Annotated in this window: 26 protein-coding genes and 1 other RNA gene; 11 read left to right on the plus strand and 16 right to left on the minus strand. The window is 72.4% G+C overall.

Features of this window, described 5'->3' with window-relative positions:
• Positions 1–40: 40 nt before the first annotated feature.
• Both O7597_RS02885 and O7597_RS02890 read left to right on the plus strand, forming a co-directional pair.
• On the plus strand, positions 41–412 hold the full coding sequence (locus O7597_RS02885) for a hypothetical protein (protein ID WP_269737597.1): 372 nt from the start codon (positions 41–43) through the stop codon (positions 410–412).
• Positions 409–879, plus strand: coding sequence for a roadblock/LC7 domain-containing protein (locus O7597_RS02890; protein WP_281581938.1), 471 nt, complete (start codon positions 409–411; stop codon positions 877–879). The genes O7597_RS02885 and O7597_RS02890 overlap by 4 nt, the downstream gene beginning before the upstream one ends.
• 25 nt (positions 880–904) lie before the next feature.
• On the opposite strand, the gene O7597_RS02895 is transcribed toward O7597_RS02890, so the two are convergent.
• Together O7597_RS02895 and O7597_RS02900 are read right to left on the minus strand one after the other, a co-directional pair.
• A complete protein-coding gene (locus tag O7597_RS02895) occupies positions 905–1,426 on the minus strand; it encodes a DinB family protein (protein WP_281581939.1) in 522 nt (173 codons plus the stop codon).
• An 80-nt stretch (positions 1,427–1,506) separates the two neighbouring features.
• Positions 1,507–2,097, minus strand: coding sequence for a hypothetical protein (locus tag O7597_RS02900; RefSeq protein ID WP_281581940.1), 591 nt, complete (start codon positions 2,095–2,097; stop codon positions 1,507–1,509).
• Between the two features lie 74 nt (positions 2,098–2,171).
• Between O7597_RS02900 and O7597_RS02905 the strand changes: the two genes are divergently transcribed.
• Positions 2,172–2,615, plus strand: a complete 444-nt coding sequence (locus O7597_RS02905; RefSeq protein WP_281581941.1) for a hypothetical protein — start codon at positions 2,172–2,174, stop codon at positions 2,613–2,615.
• Positions 2,616–2,722: 107 nt separating this feature from the next.
• Here the strand turns inward: O7597_RS02905 and rnpB are convergent.
• An RNA gene (gene rnpB, locus O7597_RS02910) (RNase P RNA component class A) lies at positions 2,723–3,134 on the minus strand.
• Between the two features lie 195 nt (positions 3,135–3,329).
• Between rnpB and O7597_RS02915 the strand changes: the two genes are divergently transcribed.
• Positions 3,330–3,836: a DinB family protein gene (locus O7597_RS02915; protein WP_281583171.1), complete on the plus strand. Its 507-nt coding sequence runs from the start codon at positions 3,330–3,332 to the stop codon at positions 3,834–3,836.
• 47 nt (positions 3,837–3,883) lie between these two features.
• On the plus strand, positions 3,884–4,645 hold the full coding sequence (locus tag O7597_RS02920; RefSeq protein ID WP_281581942.1) for a sulfite exporter TauE/SafE family protein: 762 nt from the start codon (positions 3,884–3,886) through the stop codon (positions 4,643–4,645).
• Positions 4,646–4,747: 102 nt separating this feature from the next.
• Here O7597_RS02920 and O7597_RS02925 read toward each other — a convergent pair whose 3' ends face one another.
• The 5 genes from O7597_RS02925 to O7597_RS02945 all read right to left on the minus strand — a co-directional run bounded on the left by O7597_RS02925 (position 4,748) and on the right by O7597_RS02945 (position 9,601).
• A complete protein-coding gene (locus O7597_RS02925; RefSeq protein ID WP_281581943.1) occupies positions 4,748–5,956 on the minus strand; it encodes a bifunctional RNase H/acid phosphatase in 1,209 nt (402 codons plus the stop codon).
• A 3-nt stretch (positions 5,957–5,959) separates the two neighbouring features.
• Positions 5,960–6,697, minus strand: a complete 738-nt coding sequence (locus O7597_RS02930) for a C4-type zinc ribbon domain-containing protein (RefSeq protein ID WP_281581944.1) — start codon at positions 6,695–6,697, stop codon at positions 5,960–5,962.
• Positions 6,687–7,589: a Nif3-like dinuclear metal center hexameric protein gene (locus O7597_RS02935; RefSeq protein ID WP_281581945.1), complete on the minus strand. Its 903-nt coding sequence runs from the start codon at positions 7,587–7,589 to the stop codon at positions 6,687–6,689. The genes O7597_RS02930 and O7597_RS02935 overlap by 11 nt, the downstream gene beginning before the upstream one ends.
• A gap of 196 nt (positions 7,590–7,785) precedes the next feature.
• A complete protein-coding gene (locus O7597_RS02940; RefSeq protein ID WP_269737622.1) occupies positions 7,786–8,358 on the minus strand; it encodes a flavoprotein in 573 nt (190 codons plus the stop codon).
• Between the two features lie 13 nt (positions 8,359–8,371).
• Entirely contained in the window at positions 8,372–9,601 is a 1,230-nt protein-coding gene (locus O7597_RS02945) for a helix-turn-helix domain-containing protein (RefSeq protein ID WP_269737623.1), read from the minus strand.
• A 249-nt stretch (positions 9,602–9,850) separates the two neighbouring features.
• On the opposite strand from O7597_RS02945, the gene O7597_RS02950 reads away from it, so the two are divergent.
• On the plus strand, positions 9,851–10,522 hold the full coding sequence (locus O7597_RS02950) for a bifunctional DNA primase/polymerase (protein ID WP_269737624.1): 672 nt from the start codon (positions 9,851–9,853) through the stop codon (positions 10,520–10,522).
• 424 nt (positions 10,523–10,946) lie between these two features.
• Here O7597_RS02950 and O7597_RS02955 read toward each other — a convergent pair whose 3' ends face one another.
• From O7597_RS02955 to O7597_RS02975, 5 genes are read right to left on the minus strand one after another with little or no spacing between them, the layout of a single operon-like run.
• A complete protein-coding gene (locus O7597_RS02955; RefSeq protein ID WP_281583172.1) occupies positions 10,947–11,672 on the minus strand; it encodes an FAD:protein FMN transferase in 726 nt (241 codons plus the stop codon).
• 47 nt (positions 11,673–11,719) lie between these two features.
• The gene (locus O7597_RS02960; RefSeq protein ID WP_269737625.1) at positions 11,720–12,328 is read right to left on the minus strand and encodes an FMN-binding protein; all 609 of its coding nucleotides are present in this window, start codon (positions 12,326–12,328) and stop codon (positions 11,720–11,722) included.
• A 14-nt stretch (positions 12,329–12,342) separates the two neighbouring features.
• Positions 12,343–13,758: a ferredoxin reductase family protein gene (locus O7597_RS02965; RefSeq protein ID WP_281581946.1), complete on the minus strand. Its 1,416-nt coding sequence runs from the start codon at positions 13,756–13,758 to the stop codon at positions 12,343–12,345.
• Positions 13,755–15,134, minus strand: a complete 1,380-nt coding sequence (locus tag O7597_RS02970) for a DUF1501 domain-containing protein (protein WP_269737627.1) — start codon at positions 15,132–15,134, stop codon at positions 13,755–13,757. Before O7597_RS02970 ends, O7597_RS02965 begins: the two co-directional genes overlap by 4 nt.
• Positions 15,135–15,142: 8 nt before the next feature.
• Entirely contained in the window at positions 15,143–17,185 is a 2,043-nt protein-coding gene (locus tag O7597_RS02975) for a DUF1800 domain-containing protein (protein WP_269737628.1), read from the minus strand.
• Between the two features lie 424 nt (positions 17,186–17,609).
• Between O7597_RS02975 and O7597_RS02980 the strand changes: the two genes are divergently transcribed.
• Complete coding sequence (locus O7597_RS02980) at positions 17,610–17,867, plus strand: DUF3040 domain-containing protein (RefSeq protein WP_269737629.1); 258 nt, start codon at positions 17,610–17,612, stop codon at positions 17,865–17,867.
• A gap of 83 nt (positions 17,868–17,950) precedes the next feature.
• Here the strand turns inward: O7597_RS02980 and O7597_RS02985 are convergent, their stop codons facing one another.
• Positions 17,951–18,877 carry an SWIM zinc finger family protein gene (locus tag O7597_RS02985; protein WP_269737630.1) on the minus strand — a complete coding sequence of 309 codons (927 nt, stop codon included), beginning with the start codon at positions 18,875–18,877 and terminating at the stop codon, positions 17,951–17,953.
• Positions 18,874–22,005 (minus strand): DEAD/DEAH box helicase, encoded by a 3,132-nt coding sequence (locus O7597_RS02990; protein WP_281581947.1) that lies wholly within the window; start codon positions 22,003–22,005, stop codon positions 18,874–18,876. The genes O7597_RS02985 and O7597_RS02990 overlap by 4 nt, the downstream gene beginning before the upstream one ends.
• A gap of 89 nt (positions 22,006–22,094) precedes the next feature.
• Here O7597_RS02990 and O7597_RS02995 point away from each other — a divergent pair, with 89 nt between their 5' ends.
• The 4 genes from O7597_RS02995 to O7597_RS03010 all read left to right on the plus strand — a co-directional run bounded on the left by O7597_RS02995 (position 22,095) and on the right by O7597_RS03010 (position 24,101).
• Complete coding sequence (locus O7597_RS02995; RefSeq protein WP_281581948.1) at positions 22,095–22,964, plus strand: carbohydrate kinase family protein; 870 nt, start codon at positions 22,095–22,097, stop codon at positions 22,962–22,964.
• Positions 22,965–23,030: 66 nt separating this feature from the next.
• The gene (locus tag O7597_RS03000) at positions 23,031–23,357 is read left to right on the plus strand and encodes a metalloregulator ArsR/SmtB family transcription factor (RefSeq protein WP_281581949.1); all 327 of its coding nucleotides are present in this window, start codon (positions 23,031–23,033) and stop codon (positions 23,355–23,357) included.
• Positions 23,354–23,836 (plus strand): SRPBCC family protein, encoded by a 483-nt coding sequence (locus O7597_RS03005; RefSeq protein ID WP_281581950.1) that lies wholly within the window; start codon positions 23,354–23,356, stop codon positions 23,834–23,836. The genes O7597_RS03000 and O7597_RS03005 overlap by 4 nt, the downstream gene beginning before the upstream one ends.
• A 58-nt stretch (positions 23,837–23,894) precedes the next feature.
• Positions 23,895–24,101 carry a hypothetical protein gene (locus tag O7597_RS03010; RefSeq protein ID WP_093401294.1) on the plus strand — a complete coding sequence of 69 codons (207 nt, stop codon included), beginning with the start codon at positions 23,895–23,897 and terminating at the stop codon, positions 24,099–24,101.
• A gap of 18 nt (positions 24,102–24,119) precedes the next feature.
• Here O7597_RS03010 and O7597_RS03015 read toward each other — a convergent pair whose 3' ends face one another.
• Positions 24,120–25,265 carry a polysaccharide pyruvyl transferase family protein gene (locus O7597_RS03015; protein WP_269737633.1) on the minus strand — a complete coding sequence of 382 codons (1,146 nt, stop codon included), beginning with the start codon at positions 25,263–25,265 and terminating at the stop codon, positions 24,120–24,122.
• Between the last annotated feature and the right edge of the window lie 363 nt (positions 25,266–25,628).

Below are 25,628 nucleotides of genomic sequence, written 5' to 3' on the forward strand. Positions count from 1 at the left end.
GTACCGGGGCGCAGTTGCCCAGCAGAACCTGGAGAGGCACGTGGCAAACCTCGACACCGCCCTTAAGGACGCCATGACGATCGACGGTGCCATCGGCGCCGCGCTCGTCGACTACACGAGCGGGATGACCCTCGGCGTCGCCGGTGGTACCCCGGAGATCGACCTCACCGTCGCCGCCGCCGGCAACACCGACGTGGTACGCGCCAAGATGCGCACCATCGAGATGCTCAAGCTGAACGACGAGATCGAGGACATGCTCATCACCCTCGGCGGCCAGTACCACATCATCCGGCCGCTCGCCGGTCCCAACGGCAAGGGGCTGTTCCTCTACCTGATGCTCAGCAAGACCCGGTCCAACCTGGCGCTCGCCCGGCACCAGCTGCGCACCATCGAGGAGCAGCTGGAACTGTGAGCACCGGCGACGCCTTCCTCCCCCGCCGAACCGCGCAGCAGCCGAAGCTCCCACCGCCGGTCAAGCTCCCCCCGTCGCTGGCCGGTGACCCGTCGCTGCCGTACCCGTCGATCGGTACCGAGCTGCACGAACTGCGCCTGCAGATCCCCGGGGTGCAGGGCAGTGTTCTCGGCGGAGTCGACGGCCTGCTCATCACCCACGACGTGCCCGACACCCTGGACCCGGACGACCTGGCCGCGATGGCGGCGGCGACCTTCGGCCTCGGCCGCCAGGTCAGCCTCCGCCTCGGTCAGGGCGACTTCCGCCAGTCCACCGTCCGCAACGAGGCCGGCTACTTCTCCGTGTACGCCGTCGGCCCGCACGCGCTGCTGTCGGTGGTCGGCGCCGACGCGATAAACGTCGCTCGACTGCACCTGCACGCCCCACCGGTCGCCGAGCGCCTCGCGAAACTGCTCACCCCCGCCTGATCCGCCGGTCGGGGGCGCACCACGGTCAGATGGCGCCGGTCGAGCCGTCGGTCAGCTCACGGAGAATGTCGGCATGGCCGACGTGCCGGGCCGTCTCCTCGATCAGGTGCACCAGGATCCAGCGCACGGAAACCTCCCCGAGCTGCGGGTGGGGCACCACGTGGTCGAGGTCGAACCGGGCCGTCACCTCCCGCGACCGGGCGCACTCGGCCTCGTACGCCGCCGACAACCGCTCGACGGTGTCATCCGTCGCCAGCGTGAAGCTGGCCGTCGCGTCCTCCTCCGAGGTGAGATAGACGTCCCCCGGGCCGGGCGCGAGCAGGCACCGGAACCAGTTCTTCTCCACCAGTGTCAGGTGCTTGACCAGGCCGGCGAGGGTGGTCGCCGACGGCACCAGCCGGCGGGCAGCCTCGACGTCGGAAACCCCCCGCAGCTTGCGCAGCAACATGGCGCGATGAAAGTCGAGAAACGAGTCGAGCACGGCGCGTTCGTCTGCCGTGGTCGACATCATCGCCACGGCCACAGGGTCGGGTCGGCTCTCCACCATCCTCGGACCCTATCGGCGGCCGACCCACCCCGCCGCCTCGCGAACCCCGCCAGCGCCTCCGGGCGGACATTCCGCCCCAGCTATCCGCCACGCTCCTCCGTCTCACGGAACTGCGCGCACGGCTGCTCGGTCCGCGCCTGCCAGACGCTCCCCACCAGGGCGACCGGATAGTCGATCTCTCTGATCTGGCGATCGCTGGTCTCGACCGAGAACCGCATCGACAACATCTCGCTCTCGAACGCGGTCGCACAGTCGAGGCGCAGCTTGACGTCGAGCAATTCGGTATGGCCGGGACTCAGCGAGGGGAAGGCGCCGGCGTCCTGGACCACGGCACCCGGTCCCTGCCCGGTCGCCGCACGAACCGTGACCGACGCTTGGCCAGCGTTCGTCACAGCCAGTTGCCCGTCCAGCTGGAGAACTCCCGGGACCTCCGAACCTCCACCGGAGATGGACACCGGAACGGCCACGAGTGCGATCGAGGCGTTGCGCTCCCGCTGCTCCCGCGAATCCCGCAACTCGTTCACGCCAAGCCCGCCAAGCACCCCGCCGACGACGAACGCGGCGACGAGCCGGACAGTCATCTTCCGCCTGGCCAGAAGGCGGTCGGGAACCAGGGCGCCGGCCGGTCGGTCATGCTCATCCAGGTCGATCACTTCACGCCGCGTCGACATGCTGGCCAGCCTAGGGCGTAGCCCGACCGCGAGGCGCCGTGCGTGCGGCGCGCGGCCGTGGGTACTGACCGGTCATGGCACGCGACCACATGTCGGTAGACGACGAGCACTCCCGCCCGGAGGGGGTCGACGACACCACCGTCGAAGCGCTCGGAGAGCTGAGCAAGGCCCTGGAAACCATCCATCGCGTACGCGGGCACCTCTACTCGGCCCATCAACTGGTGGGTGGTGCGGACCTGACGCTTGATCGGGTGGTCGAGCTGCTCCGGCAGGCGGGACACGACGAGGTGGCCAACCGGGTCGAGCGGGAGTTGCTGGGCCGCAACGTCCTACCGGGCCGCTGGACCTTCCAGCTCATGGAGGAGTTCGACGACGGGTACTACGCCACGTTCCAGGAGGTCGAGCGGTACGCGCGGGAGACCTTGGCCGATGGCCGACGGCACCTCTACGAGGCGGAGATGAAGCAGCGCCGGCGTACCCGTGGGATGCCGGGGCATGAAGCTACGCCACAGGAGTGACCGGCAGCCCGTCCGGGAGCATCGTGGCCAGAGTCTGCCCGTCTTCTTGGACGAGCCGTTGCCAGCCCACCCGTCGGGCAGGTCCTGATGGAACGAGTCGTGGGCGACGGACGAGTCGACCTGTACGCCGGATTCTGTGCGCGACGCGCACCCTGGGGTGCGTGTCGGCGGCGGCCATCCATCTCGGCCTGCCGTTGCCGGCAGGCTCGTGCGGCCTACCCGCAGACATCGGGCGGGCCGCCCTCAAGCGTCTGCGCGGGCGTCATCCTGCGATGACGGCCCATTCTTGGCCTTGCTCCGGGTGGGGTTTACCGAGCCACCCCGGTCACCCGGGGTGCTGGTGGGCTCTTACCCCACCGTTTCACCCTTACCGTCCCCGTTGGGGCCGGCGGTCTGTTTTCTGTGGCACTGTCCCGCGGGTCGCCCCGGGTTGCCGTTAGCAACCACCCTGCCCTGTGGAGTCCGGACGTTCCTCGGCGACGGGCCGGAACCCGCCGACGCGACCGCCCGGTCGACTCGTCCGTCGCGTACCCCATCCTAACGATCCCCGGTCCGCGCCTATTGCCGCACCGGCCCTCAGGGGCGGCGATCCGTGGCAGTGGAGGTGGTTCCTGGCCGGCGTGTTGTGCGCCTTCGCTGCCACGGATCACGCACACCGGGCGGGGCCGGCGAGGCGGGGTGGGGAACGGGCGTACGCATAATGGGGCGGTGACGATGCCGCCGTTTCCCGAACCGACGGTGCCGGCCGACGGGCGGGCCGAGGTGTTCCTGCGCTACCTCGATTATTTCCGGGACAGCGTGGTGGAGAAGGTGGCCGGGCTGGCCGAGGAGGAACGGCGGGGTAGCCGGCTGCCGTCCGGCTGGACTCCGCTGGAGCTGCTCAAGCACCTGCGGCATGTGGAACTCCGCTGGATCGAGTGGGGGTTTCAGGGCCGCGACGTCGCGGACCCGTGGGGCGACCAGCGCGACGATGGGTGGTACGTGGCGCCGGAGGAGAGTTTCGCGGAGTTGACGGCCGCGTTGCGGGCTCAGGGCGCGCACACCCGGGCGGTGGTCGAGGGCACCGATCTGGCCGCGCGCGGCGCGCCCGGGCCGCGGTGGGAGGGCGCGGAGCCGGCTTCGCTGGAGCGGGTGATGTTCCACCTCGTGCAGGAGTACGCCCGTCATCTCGGGCACCTCGACATCGTGGCCGAGTTGGCCGGTGGCCCGGTCGGCGAGTAGCCGGGGAGGGCGACCGGTGCGCGTTCCGGACCGCTAGCCTGCGGATCATGGAACTCGCCGAAGCCGCCCTGCTGGTCGCCGCCGGTCTCGCCGCGGGCACGGTCAACGCGGTGGCCGGCGGTGGTTCGCTGATCACGTTTCCGGCGTTGCTCGCGATCGGGTTGCCGCCGGTGTCGGCGAACGTCACGAACTCCCTGTCGGTCTCCCCCGGGTACCTCGCCGCCGTGGCGGGCAGTCGGGTGGATCTGCCTCGGTCGCGGTTGCTTGCCGCGCTGTTGCCCACCACCGTGGTCGGCGCGTTGGCCGGTGCCGGGCTGTTGCTGGTCACCCCCGCGCGGGCGTTCGAGGTGGTCGTACCCTTCCTGGTGCTGGGGGCGACCGCGCTGCTGGCGTTCCAGGATCCGCTGCGCCGGCTGGTCGGTCACCCGCGTGACCTGGCGCCGCGCCGCCGGGCCGTGACCGTTCAGGTGGTGGTGGCGGTGGCGGCGGTGTACGGCGGCTACTTCGGTGCCGCGGTCGGGGTGATGCTTGTCGCCGGGCTGGCCCTGGTGCTGGACGCGACGCTGGCCCGGGTGAGCGCGATCAAGAACCTGCTCTCCGCCGTGATCGGCCTGACCACCGTGGTCGTCTTCGCCGTCGCCGGCCCGGTGAACTGGGCCGGCGTCGCGGTGGTCGCCCCCGCCACGCTCGTCGGCGGTTACGCCGGCGCTCGCCTGGTCCGTCGGCTCCCCTCGGTGATCCTGAAGACCATCATCGTCGTCTTCGGCACCGTGATCGGCACCTACCTCCTCTGGCGCGCCCTCACCTGAACCCGCGATCTTGCACTTCCTGACCCCGCGAACCGGGCATAAGTAACTTCTCGGCGACCAGAAGTGCAAGATCGGCGAGGCGAGGCGGGAGGGGGAGGCGGGTCAGAGGGTAGCGAGGTGGGCGGTGTCGTTGACGGAGCGGACGGCGACGCCGCCGTCGGGCCAGCGGTCCAGCACCGACACACCGGCCGCGTCGAGGTAGAGGCGGTGCAGGAAGGAGTCGGTGGCGGCGAGCGCGTCGCGCAGCATCAGCTTGATCGGCGAGACGTGCGAGACCACCACGACGGTCTGCCCCGGGTACGCGTCGAGCAGTCGCCGCACCACCCGGGCGCACCGTTCCGCGACCGTGGCGAACGATTCGCCGTCCGGCGGGGCCACCCGGGTGGAGGCGAGCCAGGCGTCGAGTTCGCCGGCCCAGCCCTCGCGTACCTCGGCGAAGGTGCGCCCCTCCCAGGCACCGAAGTCGCATTCGATGAGTTCGTCGTCGCGGCGTACCGGCAGGTCGCCGACGGCGGTGGCGATCGCTTCGGCGGTCGCCACGCAGCGGGACAGCGGTGAGCTGACCACTGCCACGGTGTCCGGCGCGAGCGCGGCCAGCCGCGCGGCGGTGGCCCGCACCTGGGCCTGCCCCTTGCTGCTGAGGGGGATGTCGCCACGCCCGGAGTAGCGGCCCTGCTCGGTGTACTCGGTCTCGCCGTGCCGCACCAGGATGAGCCGGGTGGCGGTGAAGCTGGGCCGGGGCTCCCAGGACACCGGTGCGCTGGTCAGGTCGGCGCCCGGTGCCTCGGCCCGGGCGGCGACCTCGGCGGCACCGCCACCGGCGGGCTCCGGGCCGCCGAGGCGGCGCGGCGGCTCGACCAGGCGGGGTGGCTCGACGGTCGGCGTGGCGACGCCGGAGGCGGCCGCGGCGTCCATCGCGGCGTTGGCGAGGGCGTCGGCGTGGGTGTTGCGGTCCCGGGGGATCCAGCTGAACCGTACGGCAGTGAAGCCGCCGACCAGTTGGGCGGCCTCGGCGGCCAGCGGGCGCAGGCCGGGGTGCTTGATCTGCCAGCGGCCGCACATCTGCTCGACCACCAGCTTGGAGTCCATCCGGACGTCGACCTCGTCGGCACCGAGCTCGGCGGCGGCGGCCAGGCCGGCGATCAGTCCCCGGTACTCGGCGACGTTGTTGGTGGCGGTGCCGATCGCCTCGCTCCGCTCGGCCAGCACTTCGCCGGTGGCGGCGTCGCGCAGCACCGCGCCGTATCCGGCCGGTCCGGGGTTGCCCCGGGATCCACCGTCGGCCTCGACGAGCACCGTCCGGGTGGCCACCGGCTACAGCCCCGACTCGTTGGTGCGGACCATGATCCGGCGACACTCCTCGCAGCGGACCACGTCGTCGGGTTCGGCCTTGCGGATGCGGGCCAGGTCGGCACCGGAAAGCTCAAGCCGGCATCCGCCGCAGCGCCCGGCGGTCAACAGCGCCGCACCGAGTCCGGTGTCGGTGCGGATCCGGTCGTACAGCTGCACCAGGTCGGCGGGCAGGTCGTTGGCGAGGGGCTGCCGGGCGGAGCGCTTGAACTCCTCCTCGCGACCGATCTCGGCGAGGCTGTCGTCGCGCCGCTGCTCGGTGGCGGCCCGCCGGTCCCGTACCTCGGCCAGCCGCTGCTCCACGCCGTCCAGCACCGACTGGGCGGTCTCCCGCTGCTCCATCAGCTCCAGCTCGGCGTCCTCCAGGTCGCTCTGCCGGCGGTTGAGGGAGGCCAGCTCGTGCTGGAGCGCCTCCAGTTCACGGGCCGGGCCGGTGCCGGCGGCCAGCCGGTTCTCGTCCTTGGTCTTGCGCGCCCGGACCTGGTCGACGTCCTTCTCCAGCCGGGCGATGTCGCGGTCCAGGTCGTCGACCGCCACCTGGGCGCGGACCCGCTCGTCCTCCAGGGCGGACAACTCCCGGGCGAGGGCCTCCAGTTCGGCCCGCTCGGGCAGGGACCGACGCCGGTGGGCGAGCTGGGCGAGGGCGGTGTCGATCGCCTGGAGATCGAGCAGGCGGCGCTGGACCTGGGGGTCAGCCTTCACGGTCGGGCTCCTTGTCGTCCGCTGCGGGTTCGTCCGGCGTGCGTTCGTCGGGGTGCGGTGCGGCGGCGTGCACGGTCCACGGGTCGGTGTCCAGGTCGGACACCAGGGTCTCGACGCCGGGCGCGGTCCGCAGCAGCGCCGCGAGGTCGTCCAGCCACGGCCGTTCGGTGGCCCAGTGGGTGGCGTCGAGCAACGCCGGTCCCCCGGTGGCGAGGTGTTCGCCGGCCGGGTGGTGGCGCAGATCCGAGGTGAGGTAGGCGTCCACCCCGGCCGCGGTGGCGTCGGCCAGGAAGCTGTCCCCGGCGCCACCGCAGACCGCCAGGGTACGCACCGTGCGGTCCGGGTCGCCCGCGGCACGCACCCCGGCGGCGGTGGCCGGCAGCACGGCGGCGGCCCGGCGGGCCAGTGCGGCCAGGGTCAGCGGCTGCGGCAGCCGGCCGATCCGGCCGGCACCCCGCCCCTCCCCCTCGGCGGGCGTGCCGGGGCGGGCGGGTCGCAGCGGGCGCAGGTCGAGCAGGCCGAGGCGGGCGGCGAGGGCGTCGGACACACCCGGGGCGGCCACGTCGGCGTTGGTGTGCGCGACGTACAGCGCGACATCAGCCTTGATCAGCTGGTGGACGATGCGGCCCTTGTAGGTGGTCGGCGCCACCGACGACACCCCGCGCAGCAGCAGCGGATGGTGCGCGATGATCATGTCTACACCCGCGTCGAGCGCCTCCGCGACCGTCTCGGGGACCACGTCCACGACGCAGAGGATCCGGCGTACCGGGGCGGACGGCTCACCGAGCACCAGGCCGACCCGGTCCCACTCCTCGGCCCAGACCGGCGGGTAGTGCCGCGCCACCTCGGCCACCACGTCGGCGACGGTCGGCACGGCTGCGGTTGTGCTCACGGCCGGTGAGCTTACCGGCGTCAGCACTTCTACCGGACGTCACCCGGGCACACCACGCCTCGGTCCGGGCCGCGTCGACACCGCTGACCCGGCCACGGGCGAACGCCCGGGCCGGGTCGTGGATGCTTGAGCGGCCGGTCCCGGTTGTCGCGCGGGGCCAGGTCCGGACCGGCGTTCGTCAACTGAGGGCTGCCGCTCAACCGGTCCGACAGAGCTGGTCACGCACGGCGGTGAGCGGCAGCGCCCAGGGGAAGGTGTGCTGGTGCCGCTCACCGGTGCCCGGCGGATGCAGCGGGTAGACGTCGTCGCCGAAGAGCACGCTCACTCCCCACTCGGAGAGCCGGGTGAGGCCCGCTCGGAAGGCCGGGTGGGCGGCCATCGCCGCGTTCGTGTACGGCACGGCCACCAGCGGTATCCCCCGGCCCTGTGCCTCCACCAGCAGTCCCAGGGCGAGGGTGTCGGCGATGCCGGCCACCCACTTGTTCACGGTGTTGACCGTGGCCGGGCAGACGATCATGGCGTCGGCGGTGGGCAGCACGTCGGGGTCGCCCGGGTTCTTGTAGTGGGTGCGTACCGGGTGGCCGGTCTGCCGGGCCAGTGCGGTGCGATCGACGAACTTGGCACCGTCGGGCGTGGTGATCACGCAGACGTCCCAGCCGTCCTGCTGGGCCAGGTCGACGAGCCGGCCCACGTCTCGGGCCAGTGGCGAGCCACAGGCGATGATGTAGAGCACCTGGCGGTGCCCGTCATGGCGGTGCGAACCGGTCATGCCGGCTCCGAGGTCATACTCCTACTCCCATGTGCTCAGCCAACTCCGCGATCGGAGAAGGCGGCGCACCACGTGTGCGACGAAGCACGTCCGACATCACCTCGTGGGCGATCGGGCGGCAGCGGATCTCGGAGGGCGCCAGGCGGTCACCGCGCAGCAGCATCTCCCCGGCATTGGCGACATCGCCGATCAGGGCGTAGCCCCGGGCCAGGTCCAGCAGGTGATGCGCCCGGCGTTCGGGCAGCATCGCGTCGAACGGTGCCGGCTGGATCCGCAGGCGGTGCACCTCGACGGCCCGCCCGCCGTCGCCGAGCTCGACGGCGGCCGCCGCCCGGTGCAGTTCCACGTTCGTCGGCCCGAACGAGGTCCAGTAGTGGTTCTGGTCGCCGCCCAGCTCGATCGCCGCCGCGTGGGCCCCGTCGAGCAGGTCCTCCACGGTGGCGGTGTCGCCGATGCGGGAGGCCGCCATCGCGCCCTGGAGCAGCAGCATCCCGTAGACAGACAGGCGCTCGGGACGGCTGTCGTTGCCGCCGCCCGGAGCGAGCTGGTTGGCGATCCGCACGTTCAGCTCCAGCGCCGGCCGGGGTCGACCCATCGCCACCAGCGCGTTGCAGACCCGGGTGGTGGCGACCCCGGCGAGCAGTGGGTCGTCGGCGCGTTGCGCGACGGCGATGGAACGGTCGGCGGCGAGCCAGGAGAGGTCGCACTCGCCCAGCTTGCGCAGCACCGAGGAGGCGAGCTGGTAGACCTGCCCGAGCAGGTGGGCGGCGCGCTGGGCCTGGTCACCGCCGTACGCGGCGTCGGCCGCCTGGGCGTCGCGGAGCAGCTTCGGCAGGGCCCGGGTGAGCATCCCGTAGCGGCCGTACTGGTAGGTCAGCCAGGCGTGGGTCACCGCCTTGCCCATGTCGGCCAGTGGCGGCGGGCTCGGTGCGGCGTCGAAGTACGCGCTTATCGAGTCGTACCGTTCCAGGGCGGCCCGGATCTCCTCGACCTCGAACTGTTCGATGCAGTTGAGCGCGTCGCTGCGTCGCTCCGGGTCCTTGCCGAGCAGCAGTTGCACGTCCATCTGAAGGATGTCGGCGATCTCGTAGAGCACGGAGAACTTGTCCAGTCGCCGGACACCCCGCTCGATCTTGTCGACCCAGCTCTTCGACTTGCCCAACCGGTCGGCGAACACCTGCTGCGACATCTTGCGCCGGCCGCGCCAGTAGGCCACCCGCCGCCCGATGGGTAGCTCGTCCATCTCCCCAGTCCTCCCCTTGCTGGAGCCCTGGCCGGGGCCGGGGGCCGTTCAGTGGGCGCGGCGATCCGTCCGTATCTCAGGTTTCCGCTGGTCGCACAGGAGGTGCGTCAGCCGTCCGGCCGAACCTCGTACTTTTCGTGCAAGTTGCATCGGCCACTTTGTCAAACAGAACGAGGACGGGCTGCGGCAGTGACGGGTCTCGACGTACGAGCTGACGCCGGCCGGGCGCGGCGAGGGGAGATGACACCAATGTGGGGGAATGTCGGACCGCAGGTGGCGCGTCTGTCGCCGTTGGAACGGGTACGACTGCGCCGGGTCGCCGTACGCTACGCCCTGCACGGGTGGGCGGTGACCCCGGGCGCCTGCCTGGCGCGGAGCCGCTTCGTCTGCGGCCGGGCCGGCTGCCCGACGGTCGGCTGCCACCCGGCCCTGGAGGACTGGGAGCACGCGGCCAGCACCGACCCGGCGCGGGTCGCCACCTGGTGGCGGTCCCGGCCGCACGGCCTGCTGCTGCCCACCGGCCGCTCCTTCGACGTGCTGGAGATCCCCGCCCACCTGGGTCGGCTGGTCCTGGACGCGGTGCGCGTCCACCCGGTCGGCCCGGGGGTACGCGGACCGGTGCTGGTCACCCCGACCGGACGGTGGATGTTCCTGGTCCGCCCGGGCGACCCGTTGCGACCGGAACTGGAGCACTGCTTCGACGTGGTCCTGCACGGTCGCGGCTCCTGGGTCGCGGCACCACCGACCCGGCTGCCCGAGGGACAGGTCCGCTGGGCGGTCGCGCCGGAGCAGGCCCGGTGGCAGCTACCAGATGCCTACCTGGTGCAGAACACGCTTGTCGAGGCGCTGCGTTCGACCGGCGTGACGCTCACCTCGGCCCTCGTCCCCGGCCAGCTGCCACTGCCCCGCCGGGGCCGCTGAGGCGGGTGACCCACGGTGCGACGCGCCGGCAGCGAGACCCGGACGGACCGGCGCTCGTTGAACCCCTCGACGGCGCGCCCGCGCCGGGAGCGGGGATGCGATGTCCACCGGCGACACCAGGCACCATCCGGGCGGAGCAGAGCCGCCCCGGCGACACCGGCCCGGCCACCGCTGGGCAGCCACCCGTCCCCCGGGCGCCCGGCCGGGCCGTCCGCGACCGACCGGGTCCCGCCCGGCCATCATCCACCGCCCGGCCCGCTGGCCCTGACCCGGAACCAGGTCCCCGTCCCGCCACCGGAGGCACCTCGCCCGAGCAGGTGGGCCGCAGCCGGCCCCGTGGCCGTGGAGCTGGTCGCCGAGCGGCGTGTCGACTGCCGTGACTGTCCAGGACACCCGGCTGCCGCGCGGCGGGGCAGGTCGGTCACTACTGGTCGGTGAGCGGCAGGTTGGTGGAGTGCAGGCACCGGCCGTCGTCGGTGACCACCGCGTGCTGGTACCCGGGCAGCCGATCCAGCCAGCCGATCCCGGCCACGCCCATGGCCACAGCCGCGGTGGCGTACGCGTCGGCCAGCCCGAGATCCTGCCCGACCACCGTCACCGACCGCAGGCCCCGGGCCGGGGTGCCACGGCGCGGATCCCGCACGTGGTGGCCGCGTTCGTAGACACCCGACGTGGCGACCGCGAGGTCCGTCCCACTGAGCACCAGACAGACCGCCGACGGATCCCAGGGATGCCGCACACCGATCCGCCACGGCAGCCCGGTCGACGAATGCCCCCGCACCCGGACGTCACCCCCGGCGTTGAGGCAGTGGTTGTCGGCACCGGCCGCACGCAACCGGTCCGAGGCCACCTGTACCGCCCAGCCCTTGACGTACCCGGACGGGTCCAGCCCGCCGGTGGCGTACGCGTCGAAGAAGCCGTCGGTGGCGTCCCACAGGTCGGCGCAGCGTTCCAGCACCCGGCGCAGGTCGGCGGACGCCTCGGAGAGCAGCAGCTCGCCCCGGTCGAAGCGGCACACCTCGCTGTCCGGCTGGTACGTGCTGAACCTCGCGTCCACCTCCCGTAGCCAGGCGAACACCTCGTCGGCCAGCGTGGCCAACTCGGTGGCGGGCCGGTCGTCGGCGATGTCCAGACTGACCGGCGTGCCCATGACGTGTTCGACGCGGCGCAGTCCGGGCCGCAGCGAACTCGCGGCGCTCATCGCGCCCGGTCGATCGCAGCCTGCAACGACCGTTGGTAGGACTCGCTGGTCGCGGTCGCCCCGGAGACGGTGTCCAGGTCGGCGCTCTGCCGCTGCACCACGAGTCCCGCGGTGCCGCTGTACCGATCGTCCACCTGGCTGCTGCGCTGGTCGGACTGGGCGGTGCGCTCCGGTAGTTCGAGCGCCTCCGCGTCCACGATGCGGGCACCCTCCAGCGAGATCGCCACCTGCACGTTGCCGAACTCGTTGCCGACCACCGGCCCGACGACCCGACGGACCGAGGGTTGCGGGGCGGCGGTGCTGGGCCGTGCCGCCGGTGGCTTCTTCGAGGCGTCGCTCGACGGGCCGGTACGGCCGGCAGGTGGGCTCGCCGTCCTCCGGCTGGGCTCTGCCGACCTGCTGGCGCGCGGTCGCGGACTGGCCGTCGCGGTCGCCTCGGCCGGTTCGGCGGTCGGCTCGGTTGCCGTCGTCGGCTCCCCGGCGCCGGATGTCGCCGGCGCGGGTACCTCCTGGGCCACCCGGCTGGTGTCCGGTGCCGCCTTGAGCACCACCAGAGCGGTGGTGCTGGCCGCCAGGCCGGTGATTGCGAACAGCGCGCGACGCATGCGGCGATGCCCTCTCATAGTTCAAAGGTGGCGAGGTGGATCTGTCGGCGTGGCACGCCGACCCGGCGGAGCAGTTGCCGGCTCTGCTCGACCAGTCCCGGCGGGCCGCAGAGATAGACGTCCCGCCGGGCCAGGTCCGGCACCAACCGGCGCAGGCCGTCCGTGGTCATCACCTGCCGGGGTCCGGGATCGTTCCGCGAGCCGACCACGTACCAGACCTGCACGCCGCGTGCCTGCGCCAGCCAGTCCAGTTCCCGGTGCAGCACCACGTCGGAGGGGGCACGCACCCGGTAGATCAGCGCGGAACCCGGTGGCAACTCCTCCAGCATGGCCCGCAGCGGGGTGATGCCGCTGCCGCCGGCGATCAGCAGGGCCCGCTCGCGGGTGCGGTGCGCCGCGGTGAAGGTGCCCGACGGGCCGACCGCCCAGACCCGGACCCCCGGCTCCAGCTCACGCAGGTCCCGGGTGTGCGCACCGACCACCTTGACGGTCAGGCGCAGCCACCGGCCGTTGGCGGCGGCGGACACCGAGAAGGGATGGGACTGCCACCAACAGCCCCTGGTCAGGAACCGCCAGCGGAAGAACTGGCCGCCGAGCATGGTCAGCCGGTCGAGTCGCTCGCCGGTCAGGTAGATCGACACGGTGTCCGGGTTTTCCGCGACGACGTCGGCCACCCGCAGCCGGTGCCGCAGGTTGAACACCAGCGGGGCGATCACCCGGCCGTACAGCAGCGCGAAGACCACCAGCAGGTAGAGGCCGATCCATCCGGTACGCACCGGACCGGGGCGGAACAGCTGGGTGCCGTTGCTGAACTGGTGGGCGAAGCCGAGCAGCAGCACCGCGTACGCGGCCAGGTGGGTGGCGTGCCACAGCTCGTAGGGCAGCGCCCGGCGCACCGCCCGGACACCGGTCAGCCCGATCGTCACCAGCAGGCCGGCGGCGGCGAACGCCGAGACCATGTCCTGGTAGTCGCGCAGCATCACGCCGGCCTGGCTCAGTGGCGACCGGCCTTCCAGCCGGGCGTAGCCGACGAGGATCAGGGACATGTGCGCGAGCACCGCGACCAGCAAAGTGGCCCCGACGTCCCGATGCCAGCGGGCGATCCGCTCGCCACCGGCCACCCGCTCCAGCAGCGGCAGCCGGCTCATCATCAACACCTGCACGAGCAGCAGGTAACCGGCGAGCAGGCCGCTGATCTGACCCGCGGCGGTGAGCATCGCGGTGCTGCCGACCAGGGAGCCGGCCGGCGTGTCCGTCCACCAGGGCAGCACGGCGGCGACCAGCCCGAGCAGGAACAGTCCGACCAGCAGCCGCCGGCCGCCGGCACCACGCCGGGGTACGACCGGCGACGGACTCCCGGTGGTGGGCCGACCGCCGGACCGGGAGTGCGCCGCGGTCCGGCGGTCGGAGTAGAGGTCGGGGTGGGTCACGCGTACAGCTTCATCGGGGCGTACTTCATCCGGGGGAAGATCTTGTCCACCTCCGCGTTGGTCAGCCCGAACCGACCCTGCGCCACCGACCCGTAGACGTTGAACATGTTGTTGTACTCGGGTACGTCACCGGAGTCGAGGGTGTCCAGTCCGTTCCAGGCACCGAGCAGCGAGCCGGCGAGCTTGCGCCCGGACAGGATGGTCACCACGCCGCCGTGGCCGTGGTCGGTACCGCCCCGGTTGGAGGCGACCCGGCGACCGAACTCACTGGAGATCATCACCGTCACGTCGGCGGCCCGGTCACCGAGGTCGGTGAAGAACGCCGCCAGCGCGGTCGCCAGCTCGTTCAACCGCCGGTACAACTGGCCGCCGTTCGTGGTGCCCTGATTCTCGTGGGTGTCGTAACCGCCCATCCCGACGGTCGCCACCCGTACGTTGGCATCGCCCTTGATCAGTTGGGCGAGTGTCTGGAAGGCGGAGCCGATACCCCGGTACTCCACGCCCTCGGCCGGCCGGTACGGCTCGGCGGCGAGCCTGCGCGCGGTGGCGAGCGCACCGAGCCCGGCCTGCACCGCGTCCTCCACCGGGTGGTTGATCCCGGTGAACAGGCCCTTGATCGCCTTCTCGGTGGCCTCCCGCTGCCGCTCGCTGCCGGCCAGGCGCAACGAGCCGACGTTGTTGAGCGAGAGTGCGCCGTTGTTGCCGACCAGCGACCGGGGCAGGGTGCTACCGATGCCGACGCTGCGGAAGGCGGTGCCCTTGCCGAGCGCGTCGATCAGGCTGTCGAGCCAGCCCCGTCCGCCGGTCTCGCCGGGCAGGCCGCCGAGGTTGCAGGCGTCCGCGGCCTGGAAGTGGCTGCGGGACAGCCGCTCGTCGGAGACGCCGGGGACGAAGCCCAACTGCCCGGACCGCAGCCACGGCTGCAGCGGCGCGAAGGCGCTGGTGAGCTTGAAGCCTCGACCGAGCGCCAGGGAGTCGTTGGGCAGCAGCAGCTCGGGACGGGCCCGATCGAGCACCGGGTCGTTGTCCGGCGCGATCAGGCTCAGGCCGTCCAGGCCACCGTAGAGGAAGACATGGATCAGCGTGCCCGTCTTGGTCGCCGCGAACGACGCCGAGGTGGTCACGAACTGGGCGGTCGCCAGGGCGGTGGCGGTGGCGGCGGCACCGGCGACGAAGGTACGCCGAGTCACCCCACGACCATCCTGTTGGGCCTCCTCCAGTTCCTCCAGCCGTCGGTAGCGGTCGGCCTCGGCGGCGTTCTCGGCGGCCACCACGTCGGCCTCCGCCCGCAGCAGCGCCTCAGCCGGGTTGTCGGCCAGCCGTCGCACGTCGGGGCAGTCGGGGTGCAGGTTGTACGGGTACACAGTCTTCTCCATCGGATGCCTCACCGGAGGTGGTGCTGGGGGGATGCGAGGATCGCCCGCGCGACGGCGGTGATGGCCCCGTTGAACGTCGCGTCGACCTTCGTACCGGCGGAGACCCCGGCAACGCCGAGGATCAGCGCCCGTTCCCGGTCGGTGAGTCGCTGCCGGATCAGCCGTCGGGCCAGTGCGTCGACGTACGCTCCGGCGGTGGCCGGTGGGGTGGCGACCAGCTTCTCCGCCCGGGTGAAGGTGAACACGGTGCGGTTGGCGGCGAGCAGGTCATGGGCCTCGTTCCAGCCGTTGACCATGGTGCCGACGGAGGTCCACGCGAGGTAGACGTCCGGGTAGCCGTCGGGCGTCGGTTGACCCATCGGGTGGTGACCCAGTTCGCGCAGCTTGTCGTGGATCTGCCGCAGGCCGCGGGCGTACGGGGTCCGCTGGTTGCCGCCGTTGTCGTGGTTGGGCGCGGCCTCGGGTGACACACCGAGCGTGCGGTAGGTGGCCACCAGGTACTCCAGCGGGCGGCGCACCTTCTGGCCCACCGCGGCCCAGAACTCCGACGAGCTGAACAGCGCGAGCAGCACCGGCTTGATCCGGCCCCGGTGGGAGGTGTACGCCTTCGCCAGCCGGTCCACAAGGGACTTGGGTGGGGTGTCCGAGACGAACCGGACGGCGAGGTTCTGCGCCACGTACCGGGCGGTCGAGGGGTGCAGCGCGAGATACGTGAGGTAGGCGTCGATCGCCGCCTCGGCCTTCTCCGGATCGGCGGAGTTGTTGGCGTGGGTGAAGCCCAGGATCTTCACCTTGCCGACGTAGTGCCGCTCCGGGCGGAACACGTAGCTGCCGTCCTTGACGCCCCGGCCGGTCTGCAACAGGGCCGCCTGGCGGACGTCGGCCTCGGTGTAGCCGCCGTCGACGCCCACCGAGTACAGCTCGAGGTTCTCCCGGGCCAGGTTCTCGTTGACCGCGTCGGCACGGGAGTCGACCTGGTTGAGGTAGAGCAGCAGTGCCGGATGCCGGTTGGCGGCCAGGAACATCTCCGGATAGCTGCCGAGCGCGTGCTCCCGGATGACGTCCCGGTCGAACGAGTTGCGGTAGACCTCGCCGCCGTCGAAATCGGCGGCCACGTGCAGGAAGTCGTTCCAGAAGTCGACCATCACCTCGAACAGCTGACGGTCGGACCAGATCTGCCGGGCGATCGTGGCATCCACCATCTCCCGCTCGGGCTGGGCACCACGTTCGTTGAGCTGATCGCGCTGGTCGCGCAACTGCTCCGGCGAGAGCTTGAGAGTGGGCAGCTCGGCGAGCTTCAACTCCGCCTTCGTCGGGGCGATCTTCTCCGGCTCCAGCTGCCAGCGCAGCCAGCCGTCGATGCCGCGCTCCTTGATCTCCGCGAGTACCGCGGCGGTGGGGCCGAAGGTCAGCCGACGGGCCAGGTGCAGCTCCGGGTCCTTGGCGAGCACCGTCTTCACGGTGACCTTGGTCGCCGCTGCGGCGGCGGCCGGACCGGAGAAGGCGCGCCCACCCTTCGGCGCGTTCTTCTTCAGCGCCTCGCCACCACGGGAGCCCATGTAGCTGTCGTTCTGCTCGGTGTACGTGCGTACCGTGCTCGCCTGCTGTCCGCTCGGGCGGGTGGGGGAGCCATCCGTCGGTTTGGCGATGGTGGCGTCGCCGGCGACCGCTGCCTCGTCGCCGAAGAAGGCGCGTACCCGGGGGTTCATCGCGAGCACCGCGCCACCGGCCACGACGGCGGCGCTACCGCCGAGGGTGGCCAACGCTCGACGACGGCCGGACGCACGGCGGGGTTCGTCGGCACCGTCCAGGTCGGGCAGTTCGCCGCCGGGCCGGGCCGGGTCCAGCGGCACGCCGTACCCGTCCGGGCCGATCCACTGCGGTCCGGGGCTCGGGGCCGGCCGCTGGCCCTGGTGAACGTAGGGCTCGGGTCGGTACGGATCGGTTCGATGGGTCGGATCGCCCTGCCGGGGGTGTGGTTGCGGGTACCGGCGCCCGTCCCATCCGCGCTCGTCCTGCCGTCGGTGTGGTGGCACCTGATGGTCGGCCATATACCGTTCCTGTTTTCTAACGTCGACGCACGACCGTGCCTCGGCCTGAGGTGCGGCGACTGATGTCCGAGGGGGTTGCCAGGGGAACGTAGTCACCGGCATCCGGCCTAACAAGGCAGCCGTTCGCGGCGCTCCCGCACACTTAAGACGAGTTTCACCGCGGATGCCGGACCGCCGGTTACCGGCCAGTTGGCCACACACCTCGCGAGCAGGGCTATTTCCTCGGCGACAGCGCCCACCAGCGCCGTTGCCACGCACGCGGGTGCCACGGGTCCGGTTCGGCGGCTTAGTAAAAATTAAGGTCCCGGTAAGGAGCCGTTGTGGCAGCTCGCCAGGGGTGAAAGTAGCACCAGGAAGAGCGCGTGAGCCCGCTCCGCAGCGGGTATTCCGCCGCACCGTTGCTGAACGCGTGAGGGGAAGGCACATGCTCAGCAAAGAGGATCAACGCAGATTCGAGCAGATCACCCGCCACCTGCGGGAGAGCGATCCGGCGTTCTTCGCCCGGCTCGACAATCGGGCCCGCGGTCGCCACGGCCGCTGGCTGCTGTTGCTGACCGTGGTGCTCTGGGCGGCGCTGCCGGCGACCACCGTACTCGCCGGCCGGCTGGCCGGGGCGATCTTCGCGGTGGTGCTGGTGACGAACGCGGCGCTGATGTGGCGGTTCCGTCAACGTTGGCTGTGAGTGCCGCCGGCCGCGTGCCGTCCCGGATCGAGCGACGGCGAGGCGGAAGCCGTTCGGTCCGGGACCGGACGTGACCGGCCGGCCTAGTCGCCGAGTTGGCGGTAGGCGTGACGCAGGCGTTCGACCAGTCCAGGCCCACCGATGGCCGGCGCGGGCGCGCCCAGTTGTCGTAACAGCAGATCCGGCCGGGCCGTCAGGCTCGGTGGGCGGTCCGGCAGTGGCACGGGCGGCAACCAGAACCGGTCCACCGCCTCGGCCAGCGGCGTGACGGGCAGGTCGGCGAGCGCCCGAAGGGCACCGGCGGCGGGCACGTCGACCTCATGGTGCCCGGTCCGTCCGCCGCCGGCGTCCGCCGGCCCGGCGTCCCGGCCGGTGTCGGCCGGGCCGGTCTCCGTCGACGCCTGGTCCTCGACGCGCAGTCGCCGCAGCCGGGCGAGCAGGTCCGCCCGGCTGCGACCACGCCAGTGCAGCAGGGTGAACGGGTCCGCGTCGAACGCCTCGGCGAGCAGGTAGAAGGTGGCGGCGAGGTGTTTGCAGGGCACCGCGACGTCCGGACACGAGCACCGCTGGTCCAGTTCGCCGATCGCCGCCGGAAACAGCGGGGCCTCGGCCGCGATGAACAGTTCCTCCAGTTCGGCCGGTAGGTCACCGGCGAGCAGCCGGGCGCTGAAGAACGCCTGGGCGGCGAGTTCCCGCTCGAGCCGGTCCCACAGCCGGGCCGGAAAGGGCGGCAGCGCGACGCTCACCTGGTACGGCTTGGCGCGCGAACCCTGCACCACCGCGGTCACCACGCCCGGCGCGACGTCGAGCCGGAGCACCTGGCCGGCGCGGGCGTACGACCTGCCCCGGGTCAGCCGGGTGCCGAGCGCGAACGACTCCAGCACCTCCAGGAAACGGCGGGACCACCAGGAGACCCCGATCGCACCCCGGGTGCTACGGGCCCGCAGGCCCCCGTCGACCCGGCGCGGCGGGCCGTAGTCGGCGAACCTGCCGCCGTCGTCGGCGCTCACTCGGCCACCGCCCCCGCCTCCAGGGCGAACAGGTCACGAAGCTGGGCGGTGGACAGCTCGGTGACCCACTGCTCGCCGGTGCCGACCACCGAGGCGGCGAGGCCACGCTTGTCGGCGATCAGCGCGGCGACCTTCTCCTCCACCGTGCCGGCACAGACGAACTTGCGGACCTGCACCCGGCGCCGCTGTCCGATCCGGAACGCCCGGTCGGTGGCCTGGTCCTCCACCGCCGGGTTCCACCACCGGTCGACGTGCACCACGTGGTTGGCGGCGGTCAGCGTCAGCCCGGTCCCGCCGGCCTTGAGCGACAGCACGAACAACGCCGGCCCGCCGGCGGACTGGAAGCGGGCCACCATCGCGTCCCGGTCGGCCTTGCCGACCCCACCGTGCAGGAAAGGCACCTCCCGACCGAACCGGGCCGACAGATGCCCGCGCAGCATCCCACCGAACTCCGCGTACTGGGTGAACAACAGGGCCTTCTCCCCGGCCGCCAGAACCTCGTCGAGGATCTCCTCCAACCGGGCCAGCTTGCCCGACCGACCGTCGAGGGGCGAGCCGTCGCGGAGCAACTGCGCGGGATGGTTGCAGACCTGCTTGAGGCGGGTCATGGTGGCCAGCACCAGCCCACGCCGCTCGATGCCGGTACTGGCTTCGATTCGAGCCAGCATGTCGTCGACGACCGCCCGGTACAACGCCGCCTGCTCCGTGGTCAGGTTGCAGAAGACCTCCATCTCCAGCTTCTCCGGCAGGTCCGAGATGATCGACGAGTCCGTCTTGAGCCGACGCAGCACGAACGGTCCGGTGATCCGGCGGAGCCGTTCGGCGGTCTCGGTGTCCCCGTGCCGCTCGATCGGCTCGGCGAACCGCTTGCGGAACGTCGCCGCCGGGCCGAGCAGGCCCGGGTTGGCGAACTGCATGATGGACCACAGGTCCGCCAACCGGTTCTCCACCGGCGTGCCGGTGACCGCGATGCGGTGTCGGGCGGGCAGTGCGCGGACCGCCTCGGCCTGCCGGGTGGCGGCGTTCTTGATGGCCTGGGCCTCGTCCACCACCAGCCGGTGCCAGTCGACGCCGGCCAGATCCGCGGCGTCCCGGGCGGCCACCGAGTACGTGGTGAGCACCAGGTCCGCGGCGTGCGCGGTGGCGGTGAACTCGGCGCCGCGGCTCCGCTGGGCGCCGTGGTGCACGTGTACCCGCTTGTCCGGGGTGAACCGGGCGGCCTCCCGCTGCCAGTTGCCGACCAGCGACATCGGACAGATCAGCAGGGTCGGACCGGCCTGCGGCGGGTCGGCGGCCAGCAACGCCAGCAGTTGCACCGTCTTGCCCAGCCCCATGTCGTCGGCGAGCACCCCACCGAGCCCCAGCGACTGAAGGAACGCCAGCCAGGCCAACCCCCGCCGTTGGTACGGCCGCAGCGTGCCCTGGAAGGACGGCGGCTCGTCCAACGGGGCGAGCCGGCGGTCCACGGCACCGGCGAGCAGGTCGCCGAGCGCGCCGTCGGCGCTCACCTCCAGCACCGGCAACGCGTCCGGTTGTTCGGCGTCGGACAGGCCGAGCCGCAGCAGGTCGGCCACGGTCAGCTCGCCGGTGGACCGCAGCAGGCGCAGGCCGGCGGCGAGCCGCTTCGGGTCCAGTTCGACCCACTGCCCCCGCAGCCGTACCAGGGGGGTCTTCAGCTCCGCCAGCCGGGTCAGTTCGTCGGAGGTCAACGGCTCGTCGCCGAGGGCCAACTCCCAGCGGTAGTCGACCAGGGCGTCCAGTCCCACCCGGTCGTCCGGGCCGGTCACCGCGCCGGGCGCGCTGCGGGAGCGGGCCCGCAGCCGGGCACCGAGCCGCGAGGTGGGGCGCCGCCACCAGGACGGCAGCAGCACCGTGAAGCCCGCGGCGTGCAGCGTCGGCGCGCCCTCGCGCAGGAATCGGTGCGCCCCCTCGGTGTCCAGCTCCAGCCCTTCCGGTCGGGCGGTGCGCAGCGCCTCGTCCAGTTCCGGCCACAGCCGGCTGGCCCGGCCGAGTTCGGCGAGCAGGATCTCCTGTGGATGGTCGCCGGCCACGGTCACGCCGCCGCCGCGCCACACCTGCCCGGCGTCGACGTGCAGCCCCGGCTCGTCGGTGGCGCGCAGTCCGAACTCGATCCGCCACGGGCCGGTGGTCGCGACGACCGCACCGGGGTCGGCCGGCACCACCGTCACCGGTCCGGTCAGCTCGTCGGCCGACGGCTCGACCAGCCGGAAGCTGGCCCGAACGGTGCCACCGGCGGCGTCGCGCTGCCACTGGTCCAGCTCGCTGCGCAGCGTGCGCAGCGCCGCCGCCTCGGCGGTGAACCCGCGCCGGGGGCCGGTCAACGCGCCCAGCCAGGCCGCCACGGCACCGTTCGGTCGCGTCCCCCAGGCCAGCGTCATCGGTGGCAGGACGGCGCGTACGGCCGCGTCGGTGAGCGCGTCGAGCGCGTCGGCGACCAGCAGCCCGGGCACCTCGACCGGCCCGTCGGACGGGTCGGACCCCCGGGGCGCGGACAGTTCCGCCTCGACCACGGCTCGGGCGGCGGGGGGCAGGGCCAGCGCCAGTGACCGGGCCCAGGCGGCGTCCGTGCCGGTCAGCAACGGCCGCCACACCGCCCGGGCGGAGCCCTCGGCGGTCGAGGGCTGGTCGGCGGCCGGGGCCGGATCGGCGAGGCTGGGCAGGACCCGGCCGCGCGTGGCCAGGTCGGTGGCGAAGTCGGCCAGCTCGGCGAGGTGGCGCAGGCTCGCGCCGGGGGCGGCGGCCAGCTTCTCGACGGTACGCAGCACCGACAGCGCGGCGTCCGGGGCGTACGCCAGCACCGGAACCTGCCACCCGGCGAGGGTGACCGGACCACGCACCGGTGCCAACTCGGTGGTGCGGACAAGTTCCGGCGAGTCCAGCGGCGACCCGGCGCGGGTGGGCAGGCGCAGCAGCGCCGCGCCGAGGTCGTCCGGTTCGGCGGCGTCGGCCAGCAGGGCGACGAGCGCGCCGTGCCCGGCGGCGAACGGGTGTGGGCGGGCCCGTGGTGCCCGGCCGGGGCGGCGCGGCGCCCGGGGCGGCAGGGTGCTGTCCTCGGCCCAGACCGCGAGCCCCCGACCCGGCAGCCACATCCCATGGACGACCAGCACGCACTCCCCCTCGGACCGGACGGGCCCGCACTACCGCGGCGGCGACCCGGGGCCAGGATAGGCGGCACCGACCGGCTAGCGTCGGCGCCATGTGCGACCTCCTGGTGATCGGCGGCCTCGGCGTCGACGTGCGGGTGCGGGTGCCCCGGCTGCCGCTGCCGGTGGTCGACTCGGTCACCGTCGACCCGATCGAGCTGCGGGTCGGCAACACCGGAGCCGGGGTGGCGCTCGCCGCACACGCGCTGGGGCTACGGGTGACGGTGGTCGACACGGTGGGCGTGGACCCGGCTGGTGCCGTCGTGCGGGCCGCGCTGGCCGGCACCGGCGTGCGGACGGTCCTGGCGGACGACCCGGCGGGTACCCGGCGGTCGGTGAACCTGGTCGACCCCGACGGGCGGCGGATGTCGCTGTACGACCCCCGGGACTCGGACGGTCCACCCCCGTTCACGGCGGCCCGGGTGGCGGAGCTGATCCAGGACGCCACCCACGTCCACCTGTCGATCATGGGATGGGTGCGGGAACTGCTGCCCGACCTCGCAAACCTGCTCAGCGAGGGGGTGGGCAGCTCGACCGACCTGCACGACTGGGACGGGCACAATCCGTACCACCCGCCCTTCGCCGACGTCGCCGAACTGGTGCTGGTCAGCGGTGCGGCGCTCGACGACCGGGCGGCGGCCGTGGCCGGCACGCTGGCGCCGCGCCCGGTGCTGGTGACCCGGGGCGCCGACGGCGCCGACCTGCACCTGGGCGGCGACGTGCAACGGATCCCGGCGGCCGTGCCGCCCGGCCCGGTGATCGACACCAACGGCGCCGGGGACGCCTTCGCGGCGGGGATCATCGCGGCCCGGTCGCGCGGCGCGACCTGGGCGGAGGCGGCCGGGTACGCGTCCCGGGTCGCCGCCGCGGCCTGCACCCACGACGGCATGGAGTACCCACCGGGCCTGCTGCCCCGCGACTGACCGATCGGAGTCCACTGCAGCGCGTCGTGCTTGACAACCTAATTGGTAAGTCGTAGCTTACCGTTCGTGGCTACTTACCAAGCCGACGAAGGCTGGGACGCCCTGGGCGACCCCACCCGTCGCGCCATCGTTGCGCGCCTGGCGGAACAGCCATGTGCCGTCGGCGAACTCGCCCGGGAACTACCGATCAGTCGACCCGCCGTGTCCCAGCACCTGAAGGTGCTCAAGGACGCCGGGCTGGTCGTCGACCGGCAGGTCGGCACCCGGCGGGTCTACCGGCTCAACCCGGCAGGCGTGGCCGCCCTACGCGACCAACTGGACACGTTCTGGCACCGCGCGCTGGACGGCTACCAGGACGTCGTCGAACAGCAGACCACCGAGGAGGACTCATGACCCAGGCAGCGGACGTGGTGGTGCGCCGCCAGATCATCGTGAACGCGCCCATCGAACGGGCCTTCACCACGTTCACCGAACGCTTCGGCGACTTCAAGCCACGAGAACACAACCTGCTCGGCGTCGCGATCAGCGAGACCGTGTTCGAGCCGAGGGTCGGTGGCCACATCTATGACCGTGGCGTCGATGGCACCGAGTGCCGCTGGGCGCGGGTGCTCGCCTACGACCCGCCGGACCGGGTCGTGTTCAGCTGGGACATCAGCCCCCGGTGGCGGGTCGAGACCGAGCCCGACAACACCAGCGAGGTCGAGGTACGGTTCGTCGCCGAGACCCCGCACCGCACCCGGGTGGAACTGGAGCACCGCCACCTCGACCGGCACGGCCCCGGCTGGGAGTCCGTCCGAGACGGCGTCGCCGACGACGGTGGCTGGCCGCTCTACCTGGACCGCTACGCCGCCCTGTGCACCGCGCCCGACTGACGGCGGGATCATCGCGCTTCGCCCTGCGGGTCGGCGACGGTCGGGGCAGGATGGGCGCATGGCATCCACGGTTGAGATCCCGCTGGTGGGCGGCACGGCCGACGGTGAGCACGTCACCGTCGAGCTGGACCCGAACGGCCGGCCCCCACTGACCCACCACCACCTGGGGCCGCAAGGGCTGGCGGCAGCGGAGATCTACGAGTTGGAGTCCGTCGACACCGACCGGCAGCAGTGGCGCTACTGCTGGCGGGGGCCGGCGGTCTGACCCCGACCCCCGTGCCGGTCAGGCGCCGACCTCGACCAGCGACCGGTTGCGCAGGCTCTCCAGCACCGCCCGGGTGACCTGGGAGGTGCCCCTGGCCTCGTCGCACACCCGCGCCACCCGCTGGGCGGTGACCTCGGCCCGCTGCTCGCGTTCGTCCCACAACTGGTCCACCTCGGCCAGCAGCGGGCCCTCCACCTCGCGTTCCACGCCACGCAACGCCGGCACCCCGAGTCGCTGCGCGAGGTCGAAGACCTTGCCGGCGTACGGCAGGGGCAGGAACGGGGTGCCCATCATCGCCGCGAAGATCAGGAAGTGCAGGCGCATACCGACCGCGAGGTCGAAGTGCTTCATCAGCCCGAGGATCTGCTGCGGTGAGTAGGTGCCGTGCAGGATGCGCCCCCGCTCGGCGGCGATCATGTGCGACAGCACGCCGTGCGAGTGCCGGATGTCGTCGCGTTCCATCGGCACGAACAGCACGTGCGCGTCGATCCGGTGCACCAGGAAGTCACCGATCTGGGCCAGCAGCCGGTGGTATCCGTCCACGTCCAGCCGTTCCGCCGCCCGGCCCGGTTCCCGCACGCTCATCCCGACCAGCCGTTTGCCGGCCGGCACACCCTCCTCGCGGAGGAACTGCGCGGGGAAGTCCTCCGGTTCCAGCAGGAACGCCGGATCGCCGGTGACGGTGATCGGGTTCAGCAGGCCGGCCTCCTCCAGCACCATCCGTGACTCCTGGTCGCGTACGGTCACCTGGACCGCGCCGGCCAGCGTCTCCCGGACCATGCCGGTGTCCACCATCTCGTTGAGCGGCCCGACGCCGACGGCGTACGTCAGCAGCGGCAGACCCCGCTCCTGCGCCACCCGGACCACCCGTAGGTAGCGGCGTGCCTCCTTGTCGTAGAGGATGCCGCCGCCGCCCAGGATGAGCAGGTCGAGCTGGGACAGCACGAGGGCCGAGTCGGTGCGGCTGACCCCCTCCCACGGCACCGCCTCCACGTCCGGGTGGGCGACGGCGGTGTGCGCCGGATTCCGTGAGAACACGATGATCCGCGCGTGCGGCTCCTGCTGACGCAGATCGGTCAGCAGACCGGTGAGGATCGCCTCGTCGCCCAGGTTGCGCCCACCGTACGAGCCGAGCACGCCGATGGTCAGTCCGGCACGCGTCATCCGTCGCTCCTCCCCAGGTGCGTCCGTTCGAGGTTTCCCGCTGCGCCGGTGAACAGTCCTCGCGGTCTGCTCGGCGGCGGTTGACGAATGGGTGCGGCCGGCGCCCTGGCCGACCGGACAGACTGCGGCATTCCACGCGGGGCCGCTGTCGACAAGCCGACTACCCCGGCAACGGTCGGCTGCGGCGCGCGTCAGGCGGTCACAGATTAGCTCGATGGGGTGACAGAGCGTGGTTGACCCTGGTTGGCGGCTTTGCGAGGGTGTCGACCGGATCCCGCACCCCGAGCGGCTGATCCACGCGGCGGCCGGGGCACGACTGGGGCTGCACCCTGCCCGCCGCCACAGCCCCCGCAGCCCCGAGCG

Origin of the sequence: Verrucosispora sp. WMMC514, assembly GCF_027497295.1 — a bacterium.
In the GTDB taxonomy this organism is placed as follows: domain Bacteria; phylum Actinomycetota; class Actinomycetes; order Mycobacteriales; family Micromonosporaceae; genus Micromonospora; species Micromonospora palythoicola.

What these genes read in the sequence shown, in the direction of transcription:
- O7597_RS02950 (WP_269737624.1), top strand. Translation starts at nt 9,851, where the DNA reads ATGTGGGGGAATGTCGGACCGCAGGTGGCGCGTCTGTCGCCGTTGGAA.
- O7597_RS02955 (WP_281583172.1), bottom strand. Translation starts at nt 11,672, where the DNA reads ATGGGCACGCCGGTCAGTCTGGACATCGCCGACGACCGGCCCGCCACC.
- O7597_RS02970 (WP_269737627.1), bottom strand. Translation starts at nt 15,134, where the DNA reads ATGGAGAAGACTGTGTACCCGTACAACCTGCACCCCGACTGCCCCGAC.
- O7597_RS02895 (WP_281581939.1), bottom strand. Translation starts at nt 1,426, where the DNA reads ATGGTGGAGAGCCGACCCGACCCTGTGGCCGTGGCGATGATGTCGACC.
- O7597_RS03010 (WP_093401294.1), top strand. Translation starts at nt 23,895, where the DNA reads ATGGCATCCACGGTTGAGATCCCGCTGGTGGGCGGCACGGCCGACGGT.
- O7597_RS03015 (WP_269737633.1), bottom strand. Translation starts at nt 25,265, where the DNA reads ATGACGCGTGCCGGACTGACCATCGGCGTGCTCGGCTCGTACGGTGGG.
- O7597_RS02940 (WP_269737622.1), bottom strand. Translation starts at nt 8,358, where the DNA reads ATGACCGGTTCGCACCGCCATGACGGGCACCGCCAGGTGCTCTACATC.
- O7597_RS02920 (WP_281581942.1), top strand. Translation starts at nt 3,884, where the DNA reads ATGGAACTCGCCGAAGCCGCCCTGCTGGTCGCCGCCGGTCTCGCCGCG.
- O7597_RS02905 (WP_281581941.1), top strand. Translation starts at nt 2,172, where the DNA reads ATGGCACGCGACCACATGTCGGTAGACGACGAGCACTCCCGCCCGGAG.
- O7597_RS03005 (WP_281581950.1), top strand. Translation starts at nt 23,354, where the DNA reads ATGACCCAGGCAGCGGACGTGGTGGTGCGCCGCCAGATCATCGTGAAC.
- O7597_RS02960 (WP_269737625.1), bottom strand. Translation starts at nt 12,328, where the DNA reads ATGCGTCGCGCGCTGTTCGCAATCACCGGCCTGGCGGCCAGCACCACC.
- O7597_RS02995 (WP_281581948.1), top strand. Translation starts at nt 22,095, where the DNA reads ATGTGCGACCTCCTGGTGATCGGCGGCCTCGGCGTCGACGTGCGGGTG.
- O7597_RS02975 (WP_269737628.1), bottom strand. Translation starts at nt 17,185, where the DNA reads ATGGCCGACCATCAGGTGCCACCACACCGACGGCAGGACGAGCGCGGA.
- O7597_RS02900 (WP_281581940.1), bottom strand. Translation starts at nt 2,097, where the DNA reads ATGTCGACGCGGCGTGAAGTGATCGACCTGGATGAGCATGACCGACCG.
- O7597_RS02915 (WP_281583171.1), top strand. Translation starts at nt 3,330, where the DNA reads ATGCCGCCGTTTCCCGAACCGACGGTGCCGGCCGACGGGCGGGCCGAG.
- O7597_RS02980 (WP_269737629.1), top strand. Translation starts at nt 17,610, where the DNA reads ATGCTCAGCAAAGAGGATCAACGCAGATTCGAGCAGATCACCCGCCAC.
- O7597_RS02945 (WP_269737623.1), bottom strand. Translation starts at nt 9,601, where the DNA reads ATGGACGAGCTACCCATCGGGCGGCGGGTGGCCTACTGGCGCGGCCGG.